Source organism: Xylophilus sp. (genome assembly GCA_009914555.1).
Taxonomy (GTDB): Bacteria; Pseudomonadota; Gammaproteobacteria; order Burkholderiales; family Burkholderiaceae_C; genus WNDY01.
Genome location: WNDY01000004.1, coordinates 1 through 24,000 on the forward strand (window position 1 = coordinate 1; position 24,000 = coordinate 24,000).

General features: G+C 71.1%; 22 protein-coding genes. 13 read left to right on the forward strand and 9 right to left on the reverse strand.

Translation table 11 applies throughout. The annotated features are described in order from the left end of the window. Window positions 1-39: 39 nt before the first annotated feature. From GAK38_RS03595 to ettA, 3 genes are all read right to left on the reverse strand, one after another. Window positions 40-333 (reverse strand): transposase, encoded by a 294-nt coding sequence (locus GAK38_RS03595; protein WP_291780923.1) that lies wholly within the window; start codon window positions 331-333, stop codon window positions 40-42. 61 nt (window positions 334-394) lie between these two features. Continuing rightward, window positions 395-1,480 (reverse strand): DUF1631 family protein, encoded by a 1,086-nt coding sequence (locus GAK38_RS03600; RefSeq protein ID WP_325341520.1) that lies wholly within the window; start codon window positions 1,478-1,480, stop codon window positions 395-397. Between the two features lie 176 nt (window positions 1,481-1,656). Beyond that, the gene (gene ettA / locus GAK38_RS03605) at window positions 1,657-3,315 is read right to left on the reverse strand and encodes an energy-dependent translational throttle protein EttA (RefSeq protein ID WP_325341522.1); all 1,659 of its coding nucleotides are present in this window, start codon (window positions 3,313-3,315) and stop codon (window positions 1,657-1,659) included. 381 nt (window positions 3,316-3,696) lie between these two features. Here ettA and GAK38_RS03610 point away from each other — a divergent pair, with 381 nt between their 5' ends. Further along, complete coding sequence (locus GAK38_RS03610) at window positions 3,697-5,439, forward strand: DEAD/DEAH box helicase (RefSeq protein WP_325341524.1); 1,743 nt, start codon at window positions 3,697-3,699, stop codon at window positions 5,437-5,439. An 86-nt stretch (window positions 5,440-5,525) separates the two neighbouring features. Here GAK38_RS03610 and GAK38_RS03615 read toward each other — a convergent pair whose 3' ends face one another. Both GAK38_RS03615 and GAK38_RS03620 read right to left on the reverse strand, forming a co-directional pair. Continuing rightward, window positions 5,526-6,377, reverse strand: coding sequence for a DNA ligase (locus tag GAK38_RS03615; RefSeq protein WP_325341526.1), 852 nt, complete (start codon window positions 6,375-6,377; stop codon window positions 5,526-5,528). Then, window positions 6,374-7,426, reverse strand: coding sequence for a sterol desaturase family protein (locus GAK38_RS03620; RefSeq protein ID WP_325341528.1), 1,053 nt, complete (start codon window positions 7,424-7,426; stop codon window positions 6,374-6,376). Before GAK38_RS03620 ends, GAK38_RS03615 begins: the two co-directional genes overlap by 4 nt. A 143-nt stretch (window positions 7,427-7,569) precedes the next feature. Between GAK38_RS03620 and GAK38_RS03625 the strand changes: the two genes are divergently transcribed. Continuing rightward, entirely contained in the window at window positions 7,570-8,304 is a 735-nt protein-coding gene (locus tag GAK38_RS03625; protein ID WP_325341529.1) for a histidine phosphatase family protein, read from the forward strand. Between the two features lie 6 nt (window positions 8,305-8,310). Here the strand turns inward: GAK38_RS03625 and GAK38_RS03630 are convergent, their stop codons facing one another. Next, entirely contained in the window at window positions 8,311-8,634 is a 324-nt protein-coding gene (locus GAK38_RS03630; protein ID WP_325341531.1) for a winged helix-turn-helix transcriptional regulator, read from the reverse strand. 133 nt (window positions 8,635-8,767) lie between these two features. Here GAK38_RS03630 and gstA point away from each other — a divergent pair, with 133 nt between their 5' ends. Next, window positions 8,768-9,397, forward strand: coding sequence for a glutathione transferase GstA (gene gstA / locus GAK38_RS03635; protein ID WP_325341740.1), 630 nt, complete (start codon window positions 8,768-8,770; stop codon window positions 9,395-9,397). Window positions 9,398-9,495: 98 nt separating this feature from the next. Beyond that, a complete protein-coding gene (locus GAK38_RS03640) occupies window positions 9,496-9,735 on the forward strand; it encodes a DUF2789 domain-containing protein (RefSeq protein ID WP_325341532.1) in 240 nt (79 codons plus the stop codon). A 10-nt stretch (window positions 9,736-9,745) separates the two neighbouring features. Here the strand turns inward: GAK38_RS03640 and fghA are convergent, their stop codons facing one another. Genes fghA through GAK38_RS03655 form a run of 3 tightly spaced genes read right to left on the reverse strand, consistent with a single transcriptional unit; the run spans window position 9,746 to window position 11,991 of the window. Continuing rightward, complete coding sequence (fghA, locus tag GAK38_RS03645; protein ID WP_325341534.1) at window positions 9,746-10,579, reverse strand: S-formylglutathione hydrolase; 834 nt, start codon at window positions 10,577-10,579, stop codon at window positions 9,746-9,748. A gap of 11 nt (window positions 10,580-10,590) precedes the next feature. Beyond that, on the reverse strand, window positions 10,591-11,700 hold the full coding sequence (locus tag GAK38_RS03650) for an S-(hydroxymethyl)glutathione dehydrogenase/class III alcohol dehydrogenase (protein WP_325341536.1): 1,110 nt from the start codon (window positions 11,698-11,700) through the stop codon (window positions 10,591-10,593). Between the two features lie 33 nt (window positions 11,701-11,733). Next, window positions 11,734-11,991: a metal-sensing transcriptional repressor gene (locus tag GAK38_RS03655; RefSeq protein WP_325341538.1), complete on the reverse strand. Its 258-nt coding sequence runs from the start codon at window positions 11,989-11,991 to the stop codon at window positions 11,734-11,736. 161 nt (window positions 11,992-12,152) lie between these two features. Between GAK38_RS03655 and queE the strand changes: the two genes are divergently transcribed. The 9 genes from queE (at window position 12,153) to lldP (ending at window position 23,983) form a co-directional block, all read left to right on the forward strand. Continuing rightward, on the forward strand, window positions 12,153-12,791 hold the full coding sequence (gene queE / locus GAK38_RS03660; protein ID WP_325341539.1) for a 7-carboxy-7-deazaguanine synthase: 639 nt from the start codon (window positions 12,153-12,155) through the stop codon (window positions 12,789-12,791). Next, window positions 12,791-13,201 carry a 6-pyruvoyl trahydropterin synthase family protein gene (locus tag GAK38_RS03665; RefSeq protein ID WP_325341540.1) on the forward strand — a complete coding sequence of 137 codons (411 nt, stop codon included), beginning with the start codon at window positions 12,791-12,793 and terminating at the stop codon, window positions 13,199-13,201. The genes queE and GAK38_RS03665 overlap by 1 nt, the downstream gene beginning before the upstream one ends. Before the next feature lie 155 nt (window positions 13,202-13,356). Continuing rightward, window positions 13,357-14,529: a glycosyltransferase gene (locus GAK38_RS03670; RefSeq protein WP_325341542.1), complete on the forward strand. Its 1,173-nt coding sequence runs from the start codon at window positions 13,357-13,359 to the stop codon at window positions 14,527-14,529. A 12-nt stretch (window positions 14,530-14,541) separates the two neighbouring features. Further along, the gene (gene glf / locus GAK38_RS03675) at window positions 14,542-15,690 is read left to right on the forward strand and encodes a UDP-galactopyranose mutase (protein WP_325341543.1); all 1,149 of its coding nucleotides are present in this window, start codon (window positions 14,542-14,544) and stop codon (window positions 15,688-15,690) included. After that, the gene (locus tag GAK38_RS03680; protein WP_325341544.1) at window positions 15,687-17,879 is read left to right on the forward strand and encodes a dTDP-4-dehydrorhamnose reductase family protein; all 2,193 of its coding nucleotides are present in this window, start codon (window positions 15,687-15,689) and stop codon (window positions 17,877-17,879) included. Before glf ends, GAK38_RS03680 begins: the two co-directional genes overlap by 4 nt. 118 nt (window positions 17,880-17,997) lie before the next feature. Then, complete coding sequence (locus GAK38_RS03685; protein WP_325341546.1) at window positions 17,998-18,510, forward strand: RNA polymerase sigma factor; 513 nt, start codon at window positions 17,998-18,000, stop codon at window positions 18,508-18,510. Beyond that, on the forward strand, window positions 18,500-19,372 hold the full coding sequence (locus tag GAK38_RS03690; protein WP_325341547.1) for a FecR family protein: 873 nt from the start codon (window positions 18,500-18,502) through the stop codon (window positions 19,370-19,372). Before GAK38_RS03685 ends, GAK38_RS03690 begins: the two co-directional genes overlap by 11 nt. Window positions 19,373-19,535: 163 nt before the next feature. Next, the gene (locus tag GAK38_RS03695; RefSeq protein ID WP_325341548.1) at window positions 19,536-21,902 is read left to right on the forward strand and encodes a TonB-dependent siderophore receptor; all 2,367 of its coding nucleotides are present in this window, start codon (window positions 19,536-19,538) and stop codon (window positions 21,900-21,902) included. Window positions 21,903-22,297: 395 nt separating this feature from the next. Beyond that, window positions 22,298-23,983 carry an L-lactate permease gene (lldP, locus tag GAK38_RS03700; protein ID WP_325341549.1) on the forward strand — a complete coding sequence of 562 codons (1,686 nt, stop codon included), beginning with the start codon at window positions 22,298-22,300 and terminating at the stop codon, window positions 23,981-23,983. The last annotated feature ends 17 nt before the right edge of the window (window positions 23,984-24,000 follow it).

A 24,000-nucleotide genomic window follows, 5' to 3' on the forward strand; every position in this document is an offset into this window, starting at 1 on the left:
CCCTGAATGTGCCTTCGTGCGCTTTCATCGTTGCGTACTTCACTTGGGCTGTTTGGCGAAGTACGCCGCCGCTTTTTTTAGGAAAGCGTTCTCCTCCTCCAGCCGCGCCACTTCACGTTTGAGCCGTGCATGTTCGGCCAGCTCCAAGCGTTGTGCCTGATCGTCCTGGTCGTGCCGCCGCGCCTGGGCGCGCCAACTGTACAGCTGGGCAGGCTGCAACCCCAGATCACGAGCCACCGTGGTTACCCCTTCTGTGGCCGCTCGCAACAGTGCCTGCTGCCTGAACTCCAGGCTGAACTCCTGCCCCTTTCTGCCTGCCTTGCTCTTGGTCATCGTCCACCTCCTATTGCGATAGTTAATCGCTTATAGGGGTGTCCGTGAAACGGGGGCAAGATCACTCCATCATCAGCGCGACGACTTCCACGCCGAGCGACTGGCCGGCGCCGCGCGCGGAGGCGGGCGCCGGCTGGCCGCCCTGGCGCTGCGCGAGGCGGCCGATGGCATCGCCGATGCGGTCGAGGTCGCCGAGCAGGTCGTAGGCGGCCGGCGCAGTCGGCGCGAAGTCGGCGGCCGGCGCGCCGGCATCGGCGGCAGGCAGTGCGCCCGACAGGCCGGCCAGCAGGCTGGCCGTGCCGAGCACCGCCTCGGAACGCGGCGGGGCGGCGTGCGGCGCGTCCAGTTCGCCGGCCAGCAGCTGGCGCAGCCGGCCCACGGTCAGGAGCGCCTCGTCACCCAGGTCCACGGCCGGCGCGAGGCTGTCGAGGCCGTTGGCCGCAGTGCGCGCCAGGCCGCCGGCCGGCGGCACCATCGCATAGCCGACCGGCTCGACGCCGGCCCCGGCCAGACGGCGGGCCTCGCGTTCGTAGATGCCGGCCAGCTCCGGGCCGCGGGCGTCGTACATGGGCCGCAGCCAGGCCAGGCGCACGACCTGCGCGACGGCGGTGCGGGCCACGGCGTCCTGCAGCGCGCGGATATAGATGTCGGGGCGCAGCGGGTTGCGCTCGGGCCGTACGCTGGGCAGGCCCTGGGCGGCGCAGATGTAGGGATTGAGTTCGGCCAGCGCATGCTCGGCCGCGTGCATCGCCAGCTGCTGGGCGCGGGCCAGCTCGACGCGGTTCTGCACCTCGCTCTCGTCCATCAGTTCGAGCTGGTCGAAGCTCAGTTCCATCACGCCGCCGCCCGCCGGCCGCGCGCGCGGCGGCTGGGGGCCTTCCTCGATGGCCTGGCGCAGGGCCGCCGGCAGCGCGGCGGCGAAGTCGGCTTCGCGCTGGACCAGCTGGCGCAGCGCGCCGACGGCCGCGTCGCGCTCGGCCGGCAGCCGGGCGCTGCGCTCGCGCTCCAGCAGCGCTGCGCGCGCGGCCCGCGCCAGACGGCCCGCCAGCGATACGCTGCCGGCGACGGCTTCGTCGATGCCGCCGCGGTAGAGTGCGGCCAGCCTGTCGGACCGCGTGGCGCCGGCGGAAGAGGGGTTGTCGGGCATGCTGGGGCCGTAGCGTAACCGAGGGCTGGCAGGGCAAGCGCCGGTCAATGCTCCATCGGCCCAGGCCGGCAGACGCCGCGCAAGGGCCGCCCCGCCGCGCTGGCGCCGCCCCCTCCCGCTGCGCGCAGCGCAGTGCAGAGAAGGGGGGAGCGACGAAGTTGCTCGGAGGGATGTGCTTATTTCAACGCCTTGTAGCGCATGCGCTTCGGGCCGGCGTCGTCGCCCAGGCGCTTCTTCTTGTCGGCCTCGTACTCCTGGTAGTTGCCGTCGAAGAAGGTCCACTGGCTGTCGCCCTCGGCCGCGAGGATGTGGGTGGCGATGCGGTCGAGGAACCAGCGGTCGTGGCTGATGACGAGCACGGTGCCGGCGTATTCGAGCAGCGCGTCTTCCAGCGCGCGCAGCGTCTCGACGTCGAGGTCGTTCGACGGTTCGTCGAGCAGCAGCACGTTGCCGCCGGCGATCAGCGTCTTGGCCAGGTGCAGGCGGCCGCGCTCGCCGCCGGAGAGCGTGCCGACCTTCTTCTGCTGGTCGCTGCCGTTGAAGTTGAAGCGCCCCGCGTAGGCGCGGCTGGCCATCTGGAACTTGCCGACGTTGATGATGTCCAGGCCGTCGGAGATGTCCTCCCAGACGGTCTTGTCGTTGGCCAGCACGTCGCGGTGCTGGTCGACGTAGGCCATCTTGACGGTCGAGCCGATCACGACCTGGCCGCTGTCGGGCTGCTCGCGCCCGGCGATGAGCTTGAAGAGCGTGGACTTGCCGGCGCCGTTGGGGCCGATGATGCCGACGATGGCGCCGGCCGGGATGGTGAACGACAGATTGTCGATCAGCACGCGGTCGCCGAAGCTCTTGGTGACGTTGTGGAACTCGATGACCTGCGTGCCCAGGCGCTCGGCCACGGGGATGAAGATCTCCTGCGTCTCGTTGCGCTTCTGGTATTCGTAGTCGCTCAGTTCCTCGAAGCGGGCGATGCGGGCCTTGCTCTTGGCCTGGCGGCCCTTGGCGTTCTGGCGCACCCATTCCAGCTCCTTCTTGAGGGCCTTGGCGCGGGCTTCCTCGCCCTTCTGCTCGGCTTCGAGCCGGCTCTGCTTGGTGTCGAGCCAGGTGCTGTAGTTGCCCTTGTAGGGGATGCCGTGGCCGCGGTCGAGTTCGAGAATCCACTCGGCCGCGTTGTCGAGGAAGTAGCGGTCGTGGGTGATGGCCACGACGGTGCCCGGGAAGCGCTGGAGGAACTGTTCGAGCCAGTCGACCGATTCGGCGTCCAGGTGGTTGGTGGGTTCGTCGAGCAGCAGCATGTCGGGCTTGGACAGCAGCAGCTTGCACAGCGCCACGCGGCGCTTCTCGCCGCCGGAGAGCAGCCCGATCTTCGCGTCCCAGGGCGGCAGGCGCAGCGCGTCGGCGGCGATCTCCAGCTGGTGCTCGGAATCGGTGCCGGCCGCGGCGATCACGGCTTCGAGTTCGCCCTGCTCGGCCGCCAGCGTATCGAAGTCGGCGTCGGGCTCGGCATAGGCGGCGTAGATCTCCTCCAGCCGGGCCTTGGCCCGGTTGACTTCGCCGAGGGCCTCCTCGACTTCCTGGCGCACGGTGTTCTCGGGATTGAGCTGCGGCTCCTGCGGCAGGTAGCCGATCGACAGGCCCGGCATCGGCAGGGCCTCGCCCTCGATCTCCTTGTCCACGCCGGCCATGATCTTGAGCAGCGTGGACTTGCCCGAGCCGTTCAGGCCCAGCACGCCGATCTTGGCGCCGGGGAAGAAGGACAGCGAGATGTCTTTCAGGATCTGCCGCTTGGGCGGCACGATCTTGGAGACCTTGTTCATGGTGTAGACGTACTGGGCCATGTGCGTGGTATTTCCAGGATGCGAGTGATGGGGGGTGATGCGGCCGGCACGGCACGCAGGCGCGAAATGCGGATCCCGCAGGAGCCGGCGTGCGGCACGGCCGGTCGCGCATGGGCCGATTATCGGCTACATCGGCCCCGGGTCGCGGCACGCGCGCGCCAACCGTGCGACAATGCCTCCTCGCCACGGCTCCAGTTGCCGTGGCGCCAGCAAGCCTGCTGGGGACCGGCTAGCCCGCCACCGCCGCGGCATCGCTGCGCTCCCATCCTGACCCATCTGCCCCCGACTGGTTCGGCGCCTCCCGTGACGAGGAGTTGCCGAGACGGGCCGATACCGCCACCACCCAGCGCCCGGTAGGGCGCAAGAAAACCACGCATACGCATGCAATTCGACGACCTCCAACTGGCTCCGGCCATTCTGAAAGCCGTTCGCGAACAGGGCTACGAGACGCCCACCCCCATCCAGGCCCAGGCCATCCCCGCCGTGCTCGCCGGGCACGACCTGCTCGCCGGCGCACAGACCGGCACCGGCAAGACCGCCGCCTTCACCCTGCCCCTGCTCGACGCCTTGAGCCGCGGCGAGCCGGCCAGGAGCCGCTTCGGCGGCAAGGGCGTGCGCGCCCTGGTGCTCACCCCCACGCGCGAACTCGCCGCCCAGGTCGAGGAATCGGTGCGCGAGTACGGCAGGTACCTCGACCTCAGCTCCACCGTCATCTTCGGCGGCGTGGGCATGAACCCGCAGATCGACCGCATCAAGCGCGGCGTGGACATCCTCGTGGCCACGCCGGGCCGCCTGCTCGACCTGCAGCAGCAGGGCTTCCTCGACCTGTCGACCGTGCAGGTGCTGGTGCTCGACGAGGCCGACCGCATGCTCGACATGGGCTTCATCCACGACGTGAAGAAGGTGCTCGCGCTGGTCCCGAAGGACAAGCAGAGCCTGCTGTTCTCGGCCACGTTCAGCGACGAGATCCGAGAACTGGCCGGCGGCCTGCTCAAGAACCCGCAGAGCATCCAGGTCACGCCGCGCAACACCACGGTGCAGCGCATCACTCAGGTGATCCACCCCGTGGGCCGCGGCAGGAAGAAGGAAGTGCTGGCCCACATCATCAACCAGCACAACTGGAGCCAGGTGCTGGTCTTCACCCGCACCAAGTTCGGCGCCAACAACGTGGCCGAATACCTGACCAAGCACGGCATCACCGCGATGGCGCTGCACGGCAACAAGAGCCAGTCGGCGCGCACGCAGGCGCTCGCTGGCTTCAAGAGCGGCGAGATCCGCGCGCTCGTGGCCACCGACATCGCCGCGCGCGGCATCGACATCGACGAGCTGCCGCACGTCGTCAACTACGAGATCCCCAATGTGCCGGAGGACTACGTCCACCGCATCGGCCGTACCGGCCGCGCCGGCAACAGCGGCGAGGCGGTGAGCCTGGTCTGCCTCGACGAGGAAGGCTTCATGCAGGAGATCGAGCGTTTCACCAGGCAGGAGATCCCGGTGCAGTTCCTCGACGGCTTCGGCCCCGAGGAAGGCGAGCGCGCCGAGCCGATCGCCATGGGCCGCCAGACCATCTGGGGCGGCGCCGGCAAGCCGCCGAGCCGCGAGGTCATGGCCGCCGCGGCCAAGGCCGCGCGCCAGGAGATGATGGATCGCATCCGCACCAACAAGGCCAAGCAGGGCGATGCTGCGCCGCGCGGCGGCGCCCAGCCCGGCGGCGGCAGCGGCCAGGGCGGCCGCCGCAACGCGGGCCAGGGCGGTGGCGGCGGCAACGGCAATGCGAACGCCGGGCGCGGCCAGGGCGGCGGCGCGCGCGGCGGCCAGCCGCAGCAACAGCACAAGCGCGGCCCCAATGGCGGCGGCCAGAAGAACCAGGGTCGTCCGCGCCAGCCGGACCGCGACGACTTCGTCCCGCGCGAGGAGCGCGAGGAACGCCAGCCGCGCCACCACGGCAATGCCCAGAGCCCCTCGCTGGCCAACGTCGTCGCGCACCGCCGCGCCGAATCCTATGGCACGCCCAGCGGTCAGCCCGATCCGCTGCGCACCAGCGTCGACATGATGACCAGCCGCGGCAACCGCAACCGCGGTGGTGGCGGCGGCCGTGGTGGTCGCGGCGGCGGCTACCGCTGATGGCAAGCCCCCGGCGCCATGCCTTGGGTATACGCCCTGAGCCGGCATTGCAAGCCCGTTAGAGGCACCTCCCCCCCGGAGTATTCCTACAGACCCTGGTCCGCCCGCACGCGCAGGAAGCGGGCGAACCGCGGCAGGCCGGCGGCCGTGGTGCCGTTGTAGCGGTAGGTGATCGTGCTGCCTACGGGTGGCGGATCGTCCCGCTGCACGTCGCTGAAGCCGCCGCCGATGCGCAGGCGCCGGCCGTCGGGCAACTCGACCAGCAGTGCGCCGAGCCGGCCCGCATGCCGCCCCTTGCCCGGCAGGTGGCCCACCACGCGGGCCTCGGCATCGTCATACGGCTTGAACTTCAGCAGGTCGTCGCTGCGGCCGGCGCGGTACGGTGCGCCGCCACGATGCAGCACCAGCCCTTCCCCGCCCGCACGCACGACCCGCTCCATCTCGGCCTGCAGCGCCGCATGCGTGGTCGCCCGGTGCTGCGCCACCGGCTGCGCCCAGGGCGCATCGCGCGGCGGCAGCAGGGCCTCCAGCGCCGAGAGCCGTTCGGTGAAACCGCCGGGCGCCGCCGGCAGGTCGAACACCATGAAGCGCATCGCGCGCCATGCGGCATCGTCCGGCGTCTGGCTGCGCACGGTCGAGGCCGCCTGCTCGAAGCGCCCGCGCCCGGCCCACAGTTCGCCGTCGAGCGGCACGGCCGGCAGCGGCGCGGTGAACCATGCGGGCGCGGCCACCGGCTCGCCGCCGCGCGTCCACAGGCGCTGCCCGTCCCAGTAGCCGCGCACGCCGTCGTACTTCTCGCTGACCCAGTAGTCCGCCAGCGGCATGCCGCGGCGGTAGACGCCGGCCAGCAGCAGGGCCGGCGCCGCAGTGGCCCACCTCAGCCACAGGCCCGCCGCGAACACGGCGAGCAGGCGGCGGCGGCTCAGGCCATCCGTCATGGCGCGAGCGCCGCGGCGGCGTCGGCGTCGTGCACCGGCCGGTAGTCCGGCCCGAACGACACGTCGCCCGGCCGCCAGCCCGCGCGGCAGGTGCAGGCGCCCCAGAAGCGCCGCAGGCTGTGCCACTGCATGGCGATGACGCCGCGCTCGTTATCGGCATCGACCCGCGGATCGCTCACGCCCGTGGGCCGCAGCGGCTCGGCATGGTAGAGCGCCGTGCCGAACAGCTGGTCCCACCAGGGCAGCACCTGGCCGAAGTTGCAGTTGTGGCGCTCGGGCCGGTCGGGGTCGCGCAGCATGTGGTGGTTGCGGTGGAAGCGCGGGCCCACCAGCAGCCGCTCGCCGGCGCGGCCGAGCGCGCCCAGCCGCAGCGACACGTTGGCATGCGAGAAGTTCTGCACCAGCTCGCTCAGCAGCCCGAGCAGCGCGAATTCGGCGGGCTCCACGCCCATCGCCAGGCCCACGGTGGCCAGGACGAGGGACTGGAGCATGCCGTCGAGGTAGTTGCTGCGGTCGTTGGTCCAGCAGCTCATCTGGCGCTGGCTGTGATGCATGCTGTGCATGGCCCACCACCACGGGATCGCGTGCTGGGCCCGGTGCATCCAGTAGTACACGCCGTCGTAGACCACGTAGTACACGGCGAACAGCAGGTAGGGATGGCCATCGAACCACGGCACCCAGGCCCGGAGCCCGCCGGGCCCATCGGCCGTGGAGCCGCCGCCCAGCAGGTGCGCGAACGGCGTGAGCACGAGAAAGCTGAACAGCGGGAACAGCCCCGTCAGCATCAGCAGCGTGAAGTTGCGGTCGACCACGGTGCAGCGCCGGTCCCCCCAGCGCTCGGCCGGCCACAGGCTTTCCAGCGGCCGCATCACGCCGGCGATCAGGAAGAGCTGCAGCGCCGCGATCAGCGCGGCCTGCGCGATCCCGCGCGGGTCGCCCGCGGCATCGGCGATGTGCAGCGCACCGACGACGGGAACGACGACGTGGGAGGCGAGGCCGTCGATGGCGCGGCTCCAACCCCGGACCAGGAAATCGAGAAGGAAGTGCATGGTGCATGCCGCCCGCGACCGAAGAACGCTCGCGGGCCGGCGGCATTATGGAAGGCCATTGTGTGCAATGCGTGGAGGGCGCACGGAGCGTTGCCGGACGTGCGGCTAGGATCGCCCTTCCGGCCCTTTCTCCACAGACCGCCATGACCTCGCCTGCTTCCGCGCCCGGCGCGCCCGCCTTTCCCGAACGCGCCCAGGGCCCCGACATCGCCGAAGCCTTGCAGCCGCCCGCGCCGATCCCGGGCCAGCCCGCGCGCGGGCTCGACCGGCTGCAACGGATCGCCGCCGCGCTGGCGCTGGAAGCGCCCGAAGCCGCGTTCTATTTCCTGCGCCACGGCCAGACCGCGGGCAATGCGCGGCGCATCTTCCAGAGTCCCGCGGAGCCGCTGGACGACACCGGCATCGCCCAGGCCCGCCGCGCGGCCGCGGCGCTGGCCGGCGAGCCGCTCGCGCGCATCGTCGCCAGCGATGCCGACCGGGCGCACCACACCGCCCGCATCGTCGCCCAGGCCCACCACGCGCTCGAACTGCGCACGGTGGCCGACCTGCGCGAGCGCCACTTCGGCGCGCTCATCGGCACCTCCTCGGCCCTGATCGACTGGGACTGCGCGCCCGAGGGCGGCGAGACCCTGCAGCAGTTCGTGCACCGCACCCGCGACGCGCTGGCCGCGGCGCTGTCCGGCGGGCCGGCGCCGGTGCTGGTGGTGGCCCACGGCGGCACGCTCTATGTGCTGGCCGCGCTGCTCGGAATTCCGGTCACCGGTGCGCTGCTGGCCAACGCGCAGCCGCTACGCTTCGCGCGCACGCCGCAGGGCCGCTGGCAGGCCGAGCCGCTGCTGCCGCCCGCCGCGCCGGACGCGGCGCCGAACCTGGCCTGATCGGCGTCAGGCTTCGGCCCGGGCCTTGAGCCAGAGGCCGAAATCCATCATCGCCCGCACCACCGGCCGCAGGCGCTCGCCGTCCTCGCTGAGGGCGTATTCGACCCGCACCGGCGTGCCGGCATGAACCGTGCGGCGCACCAGCCCCGCGGCTTCCAGCGCCCGCAGGTCGAGCGTGAGCGAGCGCTGCGAGATGCCGGGCACGTCGCGCCGCAGTTCGTTGAACCGGCGCGGCCCATCCACGAGGAAGGATACGAGCAGCAGCCGCCAGCGCCCGCCGAGCACGCGCATCGTTTCCTCGACCGAGCAGCCGGAGACACTGGTTTTCATAGCACATCCATGCGAAGCGGAGGACAGGTATCGTTTTTTAACCTATGGGCGGAAATTGTGCCCTCTTCCCCGTGACAGCCGGCTCCCTAGCATGCAGCTATTTCATCGACTGCATCAGGAGGACTGCATGGGCATCACGCTGTACTACATCCCCGGGGCCTGCTCCCTGTCGCCGCACATCGTGCTCAACGAACTGGACATCGAGGCCACGCTGGTCCAGGTCAACCACAAGACCCACCTGACCGAGCACGGCGACGACTACACGCAGCTGAATCCGCTCGGCTACGTGCCACTGCTGCAGCTGGAGGACGGCCGCACGCTGCGCGAAGGGCCGGCCATCGTGCAGTACCTGGCAGACCTGAAACCCGGGCACGGGCTGGCGCCGGCCAACGGGACCTTCGCGCGCTACCAGCTGCAGGAATGGCTCAACTTCCTCACGTCGGAAATCCACAAGGGCTTCATCCCGCTGCTCTATGCGGTGCTGGCCGGCCGCTACGTGGAGACCGCCACGCCCAGGCTGGCAGAGCGCTTCCGCTGGATCGATGCCCAGCTGGCCGGGCGGCCCTACCTGCTGGGCAATGCCTTCACCGTGGCCGACGCCTATCTCTTCGCGCTGACCGGCTGGGGCCAGGCATCCTGGCTGAAATCGGTCTACCGGGCCGGCATCCATTTCGACGGCCTCGACCACCTCGCCGCCTGGTACGCCCGCGTGCGCGAGCGGCCCGCGGTGCGCAAGGCGCTGGCCGCCGAAGGACTCGGCTGACGGCCGCACGGTGCCCGGCGCAGCTGCAACGCGCAGTCACCAGATGCGCCGCGCCCGCGGTGGACAATGCACCCAGCCCATCATTTCAGGAGCCCCGCATGAGCAACGTCATCCCCCGCATGGACGAACTCTTCCAGCAGCTCGGCCTCGAAGCCGGCGAAGCGTCGATCCGGCAGTTCATCAGGACGCACCAGCTCGCCGCCGACGTGCGCATCCACGAGGCGCCGTTCTGGAACGAAGCCCAGCGCCAGTTCCTCGCGGAGCAGTTCAAGGCCGACGCCGCCTGGGCCATCGTGGTGGACCAGCTCAACGAGGCGCTGCACGAGGACGTGGCCTGAGCCTGACGATCTAGCCGCGCAGCGCCCGCGCGTGGTGCGCGACGTGCTCGCCGATGAAGCTCGCGATGAAGTAGTAGCTGTGGTCGTAGCCCGGCCGCAGGTTCAGCGCGAGCGGATGGCCAGCCGCGTCGCAGGCCGCGCGCAGCAGTTCGGGCTTCAGCTGCGCGGCGCGGAATGCATCGGCCTCGCCCTGGTCCACCAGCAGCGGCAGGCGCTCCTGCGCACCGGCTACCAGCGCCACCGCATCGTGCGCGGCCCAGGCCGTGCGGTCGTCGCCGAGGTAGGCGGCGAACGCCTTCTGCCCCCAGGGCACCTGGCTTGGCGCCACGATCGGCGAGAACGCCGACACGCTCGCATACCGGCCCGGATGGCGCAGCGCCAGCGTCAGCGCACCGTGGCCGCCCATCGAATGGCCGAAGATGCCGCGCCGGGCCGACGTCGTGAACCACCGCTCGACCACCGCTGGCAACTCTTCCACCACATAGTCTTCCATGCGGTAGTGCGGCGCCCACGGCGCCTGCGTGGCATTGAGGTAGAAGCCCGCGCCCTGGCCCAGGTCATAGGCCGCATCGTTGGCGACCTCCTCGCCGCGCGGACTGGTGTCGGGGGCGACCAGGATCAGGCCGTGCTGCGCCGCATGCTGCTGCGCGCCGGCCTTGGTGATGAAGTTCTGCTCGGTGCAGGTCAGGCCCGAGAGCCAGTAGAGCACCGGGCAGGCAACGCCTGCCAGCGCCGCCGGCGGCAGGTAGACGCCGACCCGGGCCTCGGTGCCGAGCACGGCGGAGGCGTGCTTCCACACCTCCTGCCGGCCGCCGAAGCTCGCATGCTGTTCGATGCGTTCCATGATGGCCCGGCTCAGTAGTGGATGACCGTGCGGATCGACTTGCCTTCGTGCATCAGGTCGAAGGCTTCGTTGATCCCGTCGAGGTCGCGCGTGTGGGTGACGAACGGTGCGAGCCGGATGTCGCCCTTCATCGCGTCCTCGACCATGCCCGGCAGCTCCGAGCGGCCCTTGACGCCGCCGAACGCGGTGCCGAGCCAGCGGCGGCCGGTGACGAGCTGGAACGGCCGCGTGGAGATCTCCTGCCCCGCGCCGGCCACGCCGATGACGACCGACTGGCCCCAGCCGCGGTGCGCGCATTCGAGCGCGGCGCGCATCACGTTGACGTTGCCGATGCATTCGAACGAATGGTCCACGCCCCAGCCGGTCATCTCGACGATGACCTGCTGGATTGGCTTGTCGTGGTCCTTCGGGTTCACGCAGTCGGTGGCACCGAAGGTGCGCGCGAGATCGAACTTCGACGGGTTGGTGTCGATCGCGATGATGCGGCCAGCCTTGGCCCGCTGCGCGCCCTGGATCACCGCGAGGCCGATGCCGCCAAGGCCGAACACGGCCACCGTGTCGCCCTCCTGCACCTTGGCCGTGTTCTTGACCGCGCCGAGGCCGGTGGTCACGCCGCAGCCGAGCAGGCAGACCTGCTCGGGGTTCGCGTCAGGGTGGACCTTGGCCAGCGAGACCTCGGCCACGACCGTGTATTCGCTGAAGGTCGAGCAGCCCATGTAGTGGTAGACCGGCTCGCCGTTGTACGAAAAGCGCGTCGTGCCGTCGGGCATCACGCCCTTGCCCTGGGTGGCGCGCACCGCGACGCAGAGGTTGGTCTTGCCACTCTTGCAGAACAGGCATTCGCCGCATTCGGCGGTGTAGAGCGGGATCACATGGTCGCCGGGCGCCACGCTCGTGACGCCCTCGCCCACCTCGACCACGATGCCCGCGCCCTCGTGGCCGAGCACGGCCGGGAAGATGCCTTCCGGATCGTCGCCGCTGAGCGTGAACGCATCGGTGTGGCAGACGCCGGTGTGGGTGATCTTGACAAGCACTTCGCCCTTCTTCGGCGGGGCGACATCGATCTCGACGATCTGGAGGGGCTGGCCCGGTCCGAAGGCGACGGCGGCGCGTGATTTCATGGTGTGTGCTCCTGGGGTGAGATGGGATGGTGTTCAGCGCAGGTAGGACCGCACGAGGCCGACGGCCTCGTCGATCGCGCCCTCGCCGCCTTGCGCAAGCTCTTCGCGCAGGTGGCTTTCGAGCACGCCCGCCATGAGCCCGTTGACCGCACCGCGCACGGCGGCGATCTGCTGGAGCACCGGGCCGCAGTCGGCGCCGGCTTCGAGCGCGCGTTCGAGCGCGTCGAGCTGGCCGCGCACACGGCGCACGCGGGCGAGCACGCGCTTCTTCTCGGCGGGGGAATGGGGCATGGCGGGATACGGAGCGGGTACTGGGGTGCAGTATATGGGAGGGCACCGCCAGGCGGCGGGAAAACACCCCGCCGATAACGGGCACACAGGGCCGCGACTTAAAATCGCGGGTTTCCCCGCATTCGGCCGCCTGCACTGCGCAGGCGTCCTGTCCTCCCGCAATGACCTACGCCGTCAAGGAAATCTTCTACACGCTCCAGGGCGAAGGCGGCCAGGCCGGCACGCCGGCGGTGTTCTGCCGCTTCGCCGGCTGCAATCTCTGGAGCGGACGCGAGGAGGACCGCGCGGCGGCCGTCTGCCGCTTCTGCGATACCGACTTCGTCGGCACCGACGGCACGGACGGCGGCAAGTTCGCGACGGCGCTGGCGCTGGCCGCCCGCATCGCCGGCTTCTGGCCCGCTGGAGACGCCTCGCACCGGCTGGTCGTGCTGACCGGCGGCGAGCCGTTGCTGCAGGTCGATACGCCGCTGGTGGACGCGCTGCATGCTGGAGGCTTCCGCATCGCGGTGGAAAGCAACGGCACCCTCGCCGCGCCGGCCGGCATCGACTGGCTCTGCGTGAGCCCGAAGGCCGGGGCACCCTGGGTGCAGAAGGCCGGCCAGGAGCTCAAGCTGGTCTGGCCGCAGCCGGGCTTCGACCTCGACGCCATCGCGGCCGGCACCGACTTCGCGCTGCGCTTCCTCCAACCGATGGACGGCCCGGATGCGGCCGCGAACACCGCGCGCTGCATCGCCGACTGCCTGGCCCGCCCCGCATGGCGGCTGAGCCTGCAGACCCACAAGCTCACCGGGATCCGCTGATGCTGTTCACCGTCCGCCAGCGCTTCTTCTTCGACGCGGCCCACACGCTGCACCGCGAGATCGAGGCCGAGAGCAGCCGCCGCATCCACGGCCACACCTACCGGGCCGAGGTGGCGGTGGCCGGTCCGCGCGATCCGGCGACCGGCATGGTAGTGGACCTGGGCCTGCTGCGCCAGCGGCTGGGCGTGCTGCGCGAGTCGCTGGACCACCGCCTGCTCGACGAGGTGCCGGGCCTGGGCGCGCCGACGCTGGAGAACCTCTGCGTCTTCATCGCCGCCGCGCTGGCCGACCTGCGGCCGGCACCGACACAGGTGCGCGTCTGGCGCGACGCCATCGGGGACAGCTGCACGCTCGATCTGGCCGGGGACGCACCGCCCCGCTCGACCGTGCGGAGTACGCCGACGCCCTGACGGCGCCGGCGAGCGGTGCCGCCCGCACGGTCGAGTGGCTGCAGGCCAACGCTCGAGCGTCCGCAGCCCGGCAGTGGCCGCCATGCACGTAGGAGGACCGCCCGACAACGAATGCAACGCGCGCCATCGGCCGATCGGCTGCCCACAATGGGTCGATGCACGCACTCCTTGTCTTCTCCCATCTCCGCTGGGACTTCGTCTACCAGCGTCCCCAGCATCTCCTGAGCCGGCTCGCCGCGCGGTGGCCGGTGGTGTATGTCGAGGAGCCCGTGCCGGGCGCCGCGGTGGACCGGCTGGAGTGCATCGACGTGGCCGGCGGCGTGCAGGTCTGGCGCCCCCATCTGCGCACGGCCGAGCACGGCATGCATGGTGCCAACGCGGCTGCGATGCGCAGCCTGGTGCTGGCGGCGATGCATGCGCGCAACGTCACGCCGCAGGTGCTGTGGTTCTACACGCCGATGGCGCTGTTCATGGCGCCAGCGCTGCGCCCCGATTGCGTCGTCTACGACTGCATGGACGAGCTGTCGATGTTCCGCGGCGCCCCCGCCGAGCTGGTGGAGCAGGAAAAGGCGCTGTTCGGCCATGCCGACATCGTGTTCACCGGCGGCCGCAGCCTGTACCAGTCCAAGCGGACGCTGCACCGCAACGTCCACTGCTTTCCAAGCAGCGTCGACCGTACCCACTTCAGCACGCCGGTGGCCGATCATCCGCTGCAGGCGGCGCTCGGCCGGCCGCGGATCGGCTACTGCGGCGTGATCGACGAGCGCATCGATACCGGGCTGGTGGCCGGCATCGCATCGCAGCGGCCCGACTGGCAACTGGTCATGGTGGGGCCCACGGCCAAGATCGATCCGGCCGGCCTGCCCCGGATGGCCAACATCCACTGGCTGGGCCAGCAGGACTACCAGGCGCTGCCGTCGTTCATCCAGGGCTGGGACGTGTGCCTGCTGCCCTTCGCGCTCAACGATTCGACGCGCTTCCTCAGCCCGACCAAGACGCTGGAGTACATGGCCAGCGGCAGACCGTCGGTCAGCACTGCCGTGCGCGACGTGGTGGACAGCTATGGCCAGGTCGTGCAGATACGCTCCGACGCGGACGGCTTCGTGCAGGCCTGCGAGATGCTCATGCACCGCGATGCGGCACGCCGCCGCGCCGACGGCCGGGCGGTGGACGCGATTCTCGCGCGCACCTCGTGGGACGCGACGGCCGGCGCGATGCGCAGCCTGGTGGAGGGCCTCCTGCAATCGCGCCTGCGCACCGCGCGTCGCCGGCCGGCGCCGGCGGTCGCGGCCGCCGCGGGCACGGCGACCGGCATGGCCGCGTCCTGAAGCGGTGGCGCCATGGACGCAGCAGCATCCGCGGCGGGATTCGACTACCTGATCGTCGGCGCCGGCTTCGCGGGCAGCGTTCTCGCCGAGCGCCGCGCGAGCCAGGCCGGCCGGCGCGTCCTCGTCGTGGACCGGCGCCCGCACATCGGCGGCAACGCCTACGACCGGTACGACGATGCCGGCATCCTGGTGCACCCCTACGGCCCGCACATCTTCCACACCAACTCGGCCGACATCTTCGACTACCTGTCGCGCTTCACGGCCTGGCGTCCCTACGAGCACCGGGTCCTCGCCAGCGTCGACGGCCAGCTGCTGCCGATACCGATCAACCTCGACACGATCAACCGGCTCTACGGCCTGCGGCTCACCTCGTTCGAGGTCGAGGAATTCATCGGGAGGGTGGCGGAGCGGGTGGAGCCGGTGCGGACCTCCGAGGACGTGGTGGTCGCCCGCGTGGGCCGGGAGCTCTACAACAAGTTCTTCCGCGGCTACACCCGCAAGCAGTGGGGGCTGGAGCCGCGCGAGCTCGATGCCAGCGTGACCGCGCGCGTGCCGACGCGCACCAACCGCGACCCGCGCTACTTCACCGACCGGTTCCAGGCGATGCCGCTGCACGGCTACACCCGCATGTTCGAACGCATGCTGAGCCATCCGAACATCAAGCTGATGCTCAACACCGACTACCGCGAGGTGCAGGAGCTGGTGCCGTGGAAGCGCATGGTCTCCACCGGTCCGGTCGATGCGTTCTTCGGCTACCGGCACGGCAGGCTGCCGTACCGCAGCATCCGTTTCGAGCATTCCACGCTCGCGCAGGAACGCTACCAGGAGGTGGGCACGGTGAACTATCCCAACGACCAGGCCTATACGCGCATCACGGAGTTCAAGCACCTCACCGGGCAGGCACACCGCGCCACGTCGATCGTGCACGAATACCCGTGCGCCGACGGCGACCCCTACTATCCGATCCCGCGTCCGGCCAATGCCGCGCTGTACCGGCTGTACGAAGCCGATGCCGAGGCCGCCCGCCACGTCACCTTCGTCGGCCGGCTCGCGACGTACCGCTACTACAACATGGACCAGGTGGTCGCCCAGGCGCTCGCGGCGTTCCGGCGCCTGGAGCCCGGCGAGGCAACCGCGCCGGAACCCGGCCGCCCGGCATGACGCTCGAACTCTGGGCCGGGCCGGAGTGCACGGTCAACCGGGTGGGCGACCGCTTCCACGACCAGCTCGCTGCGAGCGGCTTCGCGGCGCGGCTGCAGTGCCTGGACGATCTCGCCTCGCTCGGCATCCGCAGGATGCGGCTGCCCCTGCTGTGGGAGCGCACCGAGCCGGCACCGGCCCGGCACGACTGGTCATGGGGCGACCAGGCGATCGCCCGGCTGGGTGCGCTGGCGGTCGAGCCCATCGTCGGCCTGCTGCACCACGGCAGCGGGCCGGCCTGGACCGATCTGCTGGACCCGGCGTTTCCGCAGCTGCTCGCCGCCTATGCCGGCGCCGTGGCGGCACGGTACCCCCATGTGCGGGACTGGACGCCGGTCAACGAACCGCTGACCACCGCGCGCTTCGGCGCGCTCTACGGCGTGTGGCATCCCCACCGCGCGGACGACGCGAGCTTCGTGCGGGCGCTGCTGAACCAGGTGCAGGCCACGGTGCTCGCGATGCGGGCCATCCGCCGGCACCAGCCGGCCGCCGCCCTGGTGCAGACCGAGGACCTCGGCTTCGCCACCGCCTCGCCGGCGCTCCAGTACCAGGCCGATTTCGAGAACCTGCGGCGCTGGCTCACGTTCGACCTGCTGGGCGGCCATGTGGACCGCGCGCACCCCCTGCGGCCGTACCTGCGCGACGCCGGCGCCAGCGAGGCGGAGCTGGACGCGCTCTGCCGCGACCCCTGCCCCCCGGCCATCCTAGGCATCAACCATTACCTGACCAGCGACCGGCACCTCGACGATCGCACCTGGCTGTATCCGCCGCAGCGCGTCGGCGGCACCGCGCGGCAGCGCTATGCGGACGTCGAGGCGGTGCGCGTGCGGGGGCCTCTCGCCGGCGGCTTCGCCGAGCGGCTGCGCGAAACCTCCTGCCGCTACGGCCGCCCCGTCGCGCTCTCCGAAGTCCATCTGGGCTGCGCGCGCGAGGACCAGCTGCGCTGGCTCTACCAGGCATGGCGGGCCACTTCGTCGGTGCGTGCCGAGGGGCACGACGTGCGCGCGGTGACCTGCTGGGCCAGCCATGGCAGCGTCGACTGGGACAGCCTCGTCACCCGGTGGGACGGCCATTACGAGCCGGGCCTCTGGGACGGCAGATCGTCCCCGCCGCGCCCCACGGCGCTGGGGCGCCTGGCCCGGCAGCTCGCGTCGGGCGAAGGCGCCATCCATCCGGTCGCCGCCGATGCCGGATGGTGGCAGCGCGGCGAGCGCATCGCCTACGGCCCCGTCGGCCGGCTGGAGGCCGTGCCGGCCACCGGGCGGCCATTGGTCATCGCGGGCGCGACCGGCACGCTGGGCCGGGCGTTCGCGAGGGCCTGCGCGCAGCGTGGCCTGTCGCACCGCCCGCTCGGCCGCTCCGACATGGACATCGCCGACGAGGCTTCGGTCGCCGGCGCCCTGGCACGGTGGCGGCCCTGGGCCGTCGTCAACGCGGCCGGCTTCATGCGGGTCGATGCGGCCGAGCAGGAGGCGGCGGCGCACTGGCGCGAGAACGTGGGCGGACCGGACACCCTGGCCCGCCTCTGCGCGCGCCACGGCGTACAGCTCGTGGGATTTTCCAGCGATCTGGTGTTCGACGGCTTCCAGAGCCGCCCCTACGTGGAGTCGGACCGCCCCCAGCCGCTCAACGCCTACGGCCGTGCCAAGCAGGAGGCGGAGCGCCGCATGCTGGCCGCCCTGCCCGGCGCGCTCGTGGTCCGCACGGCAGCATTCTTCGGGCTGCGGGAAGCGCACGACTTCATCGCGGCGGGCCTGGAGAGGCTGCGCGGCGGCCTGCTCTGGACCGTCGCCTGCGACCAGGTCGTGTCTCCGACCTACCTGCCCGATCTGGTGCATGCCGCCCTCGACCTGCTCATCGATGGAGAAAGCGGGGTATGGCACCTGGCGAACGAGGGCGCCGTCAGCTGGGCGGAGTTCGCCGCACAGGCCGCCGCGGCGGCCGGCCTCGATGCCGGGCTGGTCCGCGCCGTGCCGGCCGCGGCACTGGGCCAGCGGGCGACGCGGCCGCGGTGGTCCGCGCTGGCAAGCGAGCGGGGCCGCATCATGCCGACGCTGGCGGACGCCCTGCGGAGATACGCCGAGCACACGCGGGGCCGCACCGAGCCGGCCGCGGCGGCCCGCGCGGCCGAGGGATCGCCGACGGGCTGACGAGGCCGCCAACCGCCCCAGCCGCAGCCGTGGCCCGGCGAGTGGCGTCATGGCGGCTTCAAAAGAAACAATTCTCATCCTAATCGCGCGCTGCCCGCCGCCCGATACCGTGCTGCCCGTGACCCCCCTCCCCCTGCTGGACACGCTCGTGCGCCACTATGACGACCTGGTCGCCCAGGTGCGGCGGCGCTTCGGCGATGCCGGCTTCGCGCGCGAGGTGGTGCACGACGTCTGCGTGCAGATCATCGAAAAGCCGCCCGCCGCGCCGGTCCGGCTGCCGCTGGCGCTGCTGCGGCGCATTTCGCACAACCTCGCGGTGGACCGCTGCCGCGCCGAGGACGCCTACCGCGCGCGGGTCGGGTCGGCCGACGCGCCGCCCAATGCCGACAGCGGCGCGCCCGACGCCGGCCGCGCGCTCGATGCGCAGCGCGAGCTGCAATGGCTGTCGGACGCGATCGAGGCGCTGCCGCCGCGCTGCCGGACCGTGTTCGTGATGCACAAGATCCACGAGATGCCGCAACCCGAGGTGGCGCTGCGCCTGGGCATCTCGCGCCAGGCGGTCGAGAAGCACCTGCGCAACGGCGTAGCCGCCTGCCTGCGGCATCTGGAGGACATGCGCCGTGGCCGCTGAACCCCGCGCGGCCGCGCCGCGCCCGCCTGCACAGCCCGACGCGGCCCAGGCCGCGCTCGACCGCCACCGCCAGGCGCTGCGGGAGCGCTTTGCGCTGCCGCCCGAAGCCCTGGGCCCGCTGCCTCCCGCGCCGCGCAGGCGCGCCAGGGCGGCCGCCGGCGTGGCCGCGGCCGTCGCCATCGCCGGCGTGCTGTGGGCCGACCCGGCCTGGCGCACCGAACGCATCGCCACCGCCACCGCCGCCGCCGGGCGCCGCCAGGTCCAGCTGGCCGACGGCAGCGAGGTCACGCTCGATACCGCCACCGAGATCGCCGTGTCGCGCCACCTGCGCTCGCGCCGCGTGGCACTGCTGCGCGGCCAGGCGCTGTTCGATGTGGCGCATTCGCGCTGGCGGCCTTTCACCGTGGATGCCGGCGCCGCGCGCGTGCGCGTGCTGGGCACGGCCTTCAGCGTCGGCCGGCAGGACGGCGGCCGCGTCGCGGTGACCGTGCTGCGCGGCCGCGTGGCGGTGGAGGACGCCGCCGGCGCGCTGGTCGCGCAGCTCACGCCGGGCTGGCAGGCGCGGCTGGAGGCCGGCCGCTGGCAGGCGCCGGCCCGGGTCGATGCGCAGGCCGCCACGGCGTGGCGCGAGGGGCGGCTGGTCTTCTCGCACACGCCGCTGCCGCAGGTGCTGGCCGAGATCGAACGCTACGGCGGCCTGGGCGTGCGGCCTGCGGACGACCCGGCCCTGGCCGGCCTGCGGCTCTCGGGCGTCTACCGCACCGACAACGCCCGCGCCCTGCTCGACCTGCTGCCGCACGTGCTGCCGGTGCGCGTGGACCGCGCGGCCGACGGTTCGGCCACGGTGGCTCTGCGGCCGTAGTTCATATACCCCCGCCTGAACCCTTCTGTAGCGCTTTTATTTTGCCCGCTACAGCCCTATACCCCTCCATCGGAAACATCTCCGCTCGGCAGGTAGGGTCCGGCGCTGCGGCATACGGCTATCCCCTCGTCGCCATCCATCCATCGACGAGGAGAACGTTCCGATGCATCCATCCCGCCTTCCGCGGCGCACGCGCCTGTCCGCCGTGCTGGCCGCAGCCCTGATCCCGCTCGGCGTCCAGGCCCAGCAGGCCGTGGCGATCGACCTGCCGGCCGCGCCGCTGGAGCAGTCGCTCAACCAGCTGGCGCGGGCCACCGGCGTGCAGATCGTCTTCGCCAGCCCGCTGGCCGCCGGCCGGCAGGCGCCGGCCGTGCGCGGCATGCTCAGCGCGCAGGACGCGCTGGCCCGGCTGCTGGCCGGCAGCGGGCTCGTTGCCCACGTGGCCGACGGCGGCCGCACCTGGGTGGTCGAGCGGGCCGCCGCGCCGGCGCCGGGCGCCGCGGCCACCACCTCCACGCTCGGCGAGGTCAGGGTGACCGCCGCGGCCGAGACCGGCGCCACCACCGAGGGCCTGCCGGAGTACGCCGCGCGCGCCGCCGCCATCGGCCTGGGCGAGCATTCGCTGCGCGAGACGCCCAACTCGGTCAGCGTCGTCACCCGCCAGCGCATCGAGGACCAGAACTTCCTGACGGTCGAGGACGCGATGCGCTACACCACCGCGATGAAGGTGACGACCTACGGCACCAACAACTACCAGATCGAATCGCGCGGCTACGGCATCGACCGCTACCAGGTCGACGGCGTCTCGTCCTCCGCGCGCACCTACGAAAACAACTTCGGCCTGGCGATGTACGACCGCGTCGAGGTCTGGCGCGGCCCGGCCGGGCTGCTGCAGGGCGCGGGCGACCCGGGCGGCACGGTGAACTTCGTGCGCAAGCGCGCGCAGAACACCTTCGGCTTCAACGCCCGCACCTCCGTCGGCTCCTGGGACAACTACTACGGCGAGGCCGACGTGACCGGCCCGCTGAACGCCGACGGCAGCCTGCGCGGCCGGCTGGTCGCCGCGTACCAGGACCAGCACTACTTCACCGACTACACCTTCTCGCGCCAGCCGATGGTCTACGGCACGCTCGAATACGACGTCGATGCCGACACCACGCTGTCGGTCGGCCACAGCACGCAGCGCCTGCACATGCGGCCGTTCTACGGCTACTCCACCTACAGCGACGGCACGCTGCCGGACATCGACCGCTCGACCTTCGTCGGCGCGCTCTGGAACCGCCGCCGGCAGACTGCCAACCGCAGCTTCGCCGAGCTGGAGCACCGGCTCGCCGGCGGCGGCAGGCTGGTGCTGAGCGCCAGCTACCTCGACCGCACCAACGATCAGGCGTATGCCTGGGGCAACACCTTCATCGACCGCGCGACCGGCAACGAGACGCTCATCCCCTACATCGGCACGACCGACGAGCAGGAGGCCAATTTCCAGGCCGTGGCCACGCTGCCGACGCAGTGGCGCGGGCTGAAGCAGGAATTCGTGCTCGGCGCCAGCCACCAGCGCCTGCGCTCGCAGTCCACCTACAACGCGGCCACCTGGGGCCAGAACGGCTTCGTGCAGAACACCTTCGCGCCGGCCTACGGCACGGCGCAGCCCGCCATCGCCACGCAGACCACCGCATCGTCCGACGTGCGCCAGGAGTCCCTGTTCGGCCAGGCCCGCATCCGCCCCTGGCTGCCGCTGGTGCTGCTGGCCGGCGCGCGCGTGACCTGGTACGAGAACCGCAACCTGCTCAACCGCGCGCTCGACGCCAAGATCGACGCGAAGGCCGTGCCGTATGCCGGCGTGGTCTACGAACTGACGCCGCAGTGGTCGGCCTACGGCAGCTACACCCGCATCTTCAATCCGCAGACCTCCACCGACCGCACCGGCGCCTACCTGAAGCCGCGCGAAGGCAACCAGGTCGAGGCCGGCGTGAAGGGCGAACACCTCGACGGCCGGCTGCAGAGCAGCATCGGCCTCTACCGCATCGAGGACATCAACCGCGCGATGACCGACCCAGACTTCCCCAACGCCTCCGTCGCCGCCGGCAAGGTGCGCAGCCAGGGGCTGGAGGCCGAGCTGACCGGCCGCCTCTCGCCGCGCTGGAACCTGACGGCCGGCTACGGCTACAACACGACGGAGTACCTGCGCGCCAGCGCGGCGCAGCAGGGCCAGCCGTTCACCACGGTCTATCCGCGCCACCTGTTCTCACTGTGGAGCGACTGGCGCGCAGACGGCGGCTGGAGCCTGGGTGCCGGTGCGCGCGTGCGCAGCGCCATCTATGCCCAAAGCGGAACGGTGCGCTGGACGGCTGGCGGCGTGACGGTCTTCGCGCTGCAGGGCGGCTACCAGATCAATCCGAAGACCCGCGTGACCGTGACAGTCAACAACCTGTTCGACCGCCACTACTGGGACCGCGTCGTGGCCAGCGGGCGGCTGAACTACTACGGCGAGCCGCGCGCCGTGACGGCCACGCTGTCGTACAAATACTAGGCATCCTATAGCTTCATCGCTCTCGTCTTTCAAGCGCTGCAGAACTATACCCCCCGATTCATGCGCAGGATGCGGGGCGGCTTCGCCTGCCGACCTGGCCGCGCGCCGGCGTCGGCGGCGCCCCTCTGCCTCCACAGGCAGTCGTCGCACCGCCTCTCCAAATTGGTCATACCAATAGGAAAATTGGCGCATGCATCCAGCGAATCACAGGGTTTATATCTACTGCATCGCCCTCTGTCCGCCGCCAGAATCCTGCCCTACCGCAGCAATCCGCCATATTGGTACGACCAATAAACCGCCAGCCTGTCCCAGGCGGCGGCAGCCAAGCGCTCGGGCCTCCGCGGCCGTCCGGCGATCCCGGGCAGGGCCGTCCCATCCACACACGACACCAGGCCATGCAACCCGTCTGGCAACAGAACTACGCCCCGGCCGGAAACATCTGGCTTTCCGCGCTGGTCGCGCTCATTCCGATCGTCTTCTTCTTCCTGGCGCTGACCCGGCTGCGGCTCAAGGGCTACCAGGCCGGCACCGTCACGGTGCTGCTGGCGCTCGGCGTGGCGCTGTTCTTCTACAGGATGCCGGTCGCGTCCGCCCTGGCCTCGGCGGTCTACGGCTTCCTCTACGGCCTGTGGCCGATCGCCTGGATCATCGTGGCCGCGGTGTTCCTCTACAAGATCTCGGTCAAGACCGGGCAGTTCGACGTGATCCGCTCCTCGATCCTGTCGGTCACCGAGGACCAGCGGCTCCAGCTCATCCTCGTGGGCTTCTCGTTCGGCGCCTTCCTCGAAGGCGCGGCCGGCTTCGGCGCGCCCGTGGCCATCACCGCCGCGCTGCTCGTGGGCCTGGGCTTCAGGCCGCTCCATGCCGCGGGCCTGTGCCTGATCGCCAACACCGCGCCGGTCGCGTTCGGCGCGATGGGCATTCCGATCATCGTGGCCGGGCAGGTCTCGGGCGTGGACGCGTTCGCCATCGGCCAGATGGCCGGCCGGCAGCTGCCTTTCATGACCATCTTCGTGCTGTTCTGGCTCATGGCCATCATGGACGGCTGGCGCGGCGTGAAGGAGACATGGCCCGCGGTGCTGGTGGGCGGCGGCTCGTTCGCGCTGGTGCAGTTCCTCACCGCCAACTTCATCGGCCCGGAGCTGCCCGACATCACCTCGGCCATCGTGTCGCTGATCGCGCTCACGCTGTTCCTCAAGGTCTGGCAGCCCAAACGCATCTTCCGCTTCGAGAACGAAGGCGCAGCCACCACCAGCACCACCGCCGCCGCCACCCGCGCGCCGACCGCCGCCGTGCCGCTGACCGCCGGCACCATCGTCAAGGCCTGGTCGCCGTTCATCCTGCTGACCATCGTGGTCACGGTCTGGAGCGTGCAGCCGTTCAAGGCGCTGTTCGCCGCCAAGAGCGCGCTGGCCTCCACCGTCCTCAACATCCCGGTGCCCTTCCTGCACAACCTGGTGGAGAAGGGGCCGCCGGTGGTGGCCGCGGCCACGCCGTACGGCGCGGTGTATTCGTTCAACTGGCTGTCGGCTACCGGCACCGCGATCCTGATCGCGGCCATCATCACGATCGCCCTGCTGCGCTTCCCCGTGGGCAAGGCCGTGGCCACGCTCGGCGAGACCTTCCGCGAACTGGCCATCCCGATCTATTCGATCGGCATGGTGCTGGCCTTCGCTTTCATCGCCAACTACTCGGGCCTGTCGGCCACGCTGGCCCTGGCGCTGGCCCACACCGGCGCCGCGTTCACCTTCTTCTCGCCGTTCCTCGGGTGGATCGGCGTGTTCCTGACCGGCTCCGACACCTCGGCCAACGCGCTGTTCGCCGCGCTGCAGGCCACCACCGCGCAGCAGCTGGGCCTGCCGCAGGTGCTGACGGTGGCGGCCAACACCACCGGCGGCGTGAGCGGCAAGATGATTTCGCCGCAGTCGATCGCCATCGCCTGCGCCGCCGTGGGCCTGGCCGGGCGCGAGTCGGAACTGTTCCGCTTCACCGTCAAGCACAGCCTGATCTTCGCGGCGGTGATCGGCGCGCTGACGACGCTACAAGCGTACGTGCTTCCGTGGATGATCCCGGGTCATTGAAAACCTGAGAGTCCCCC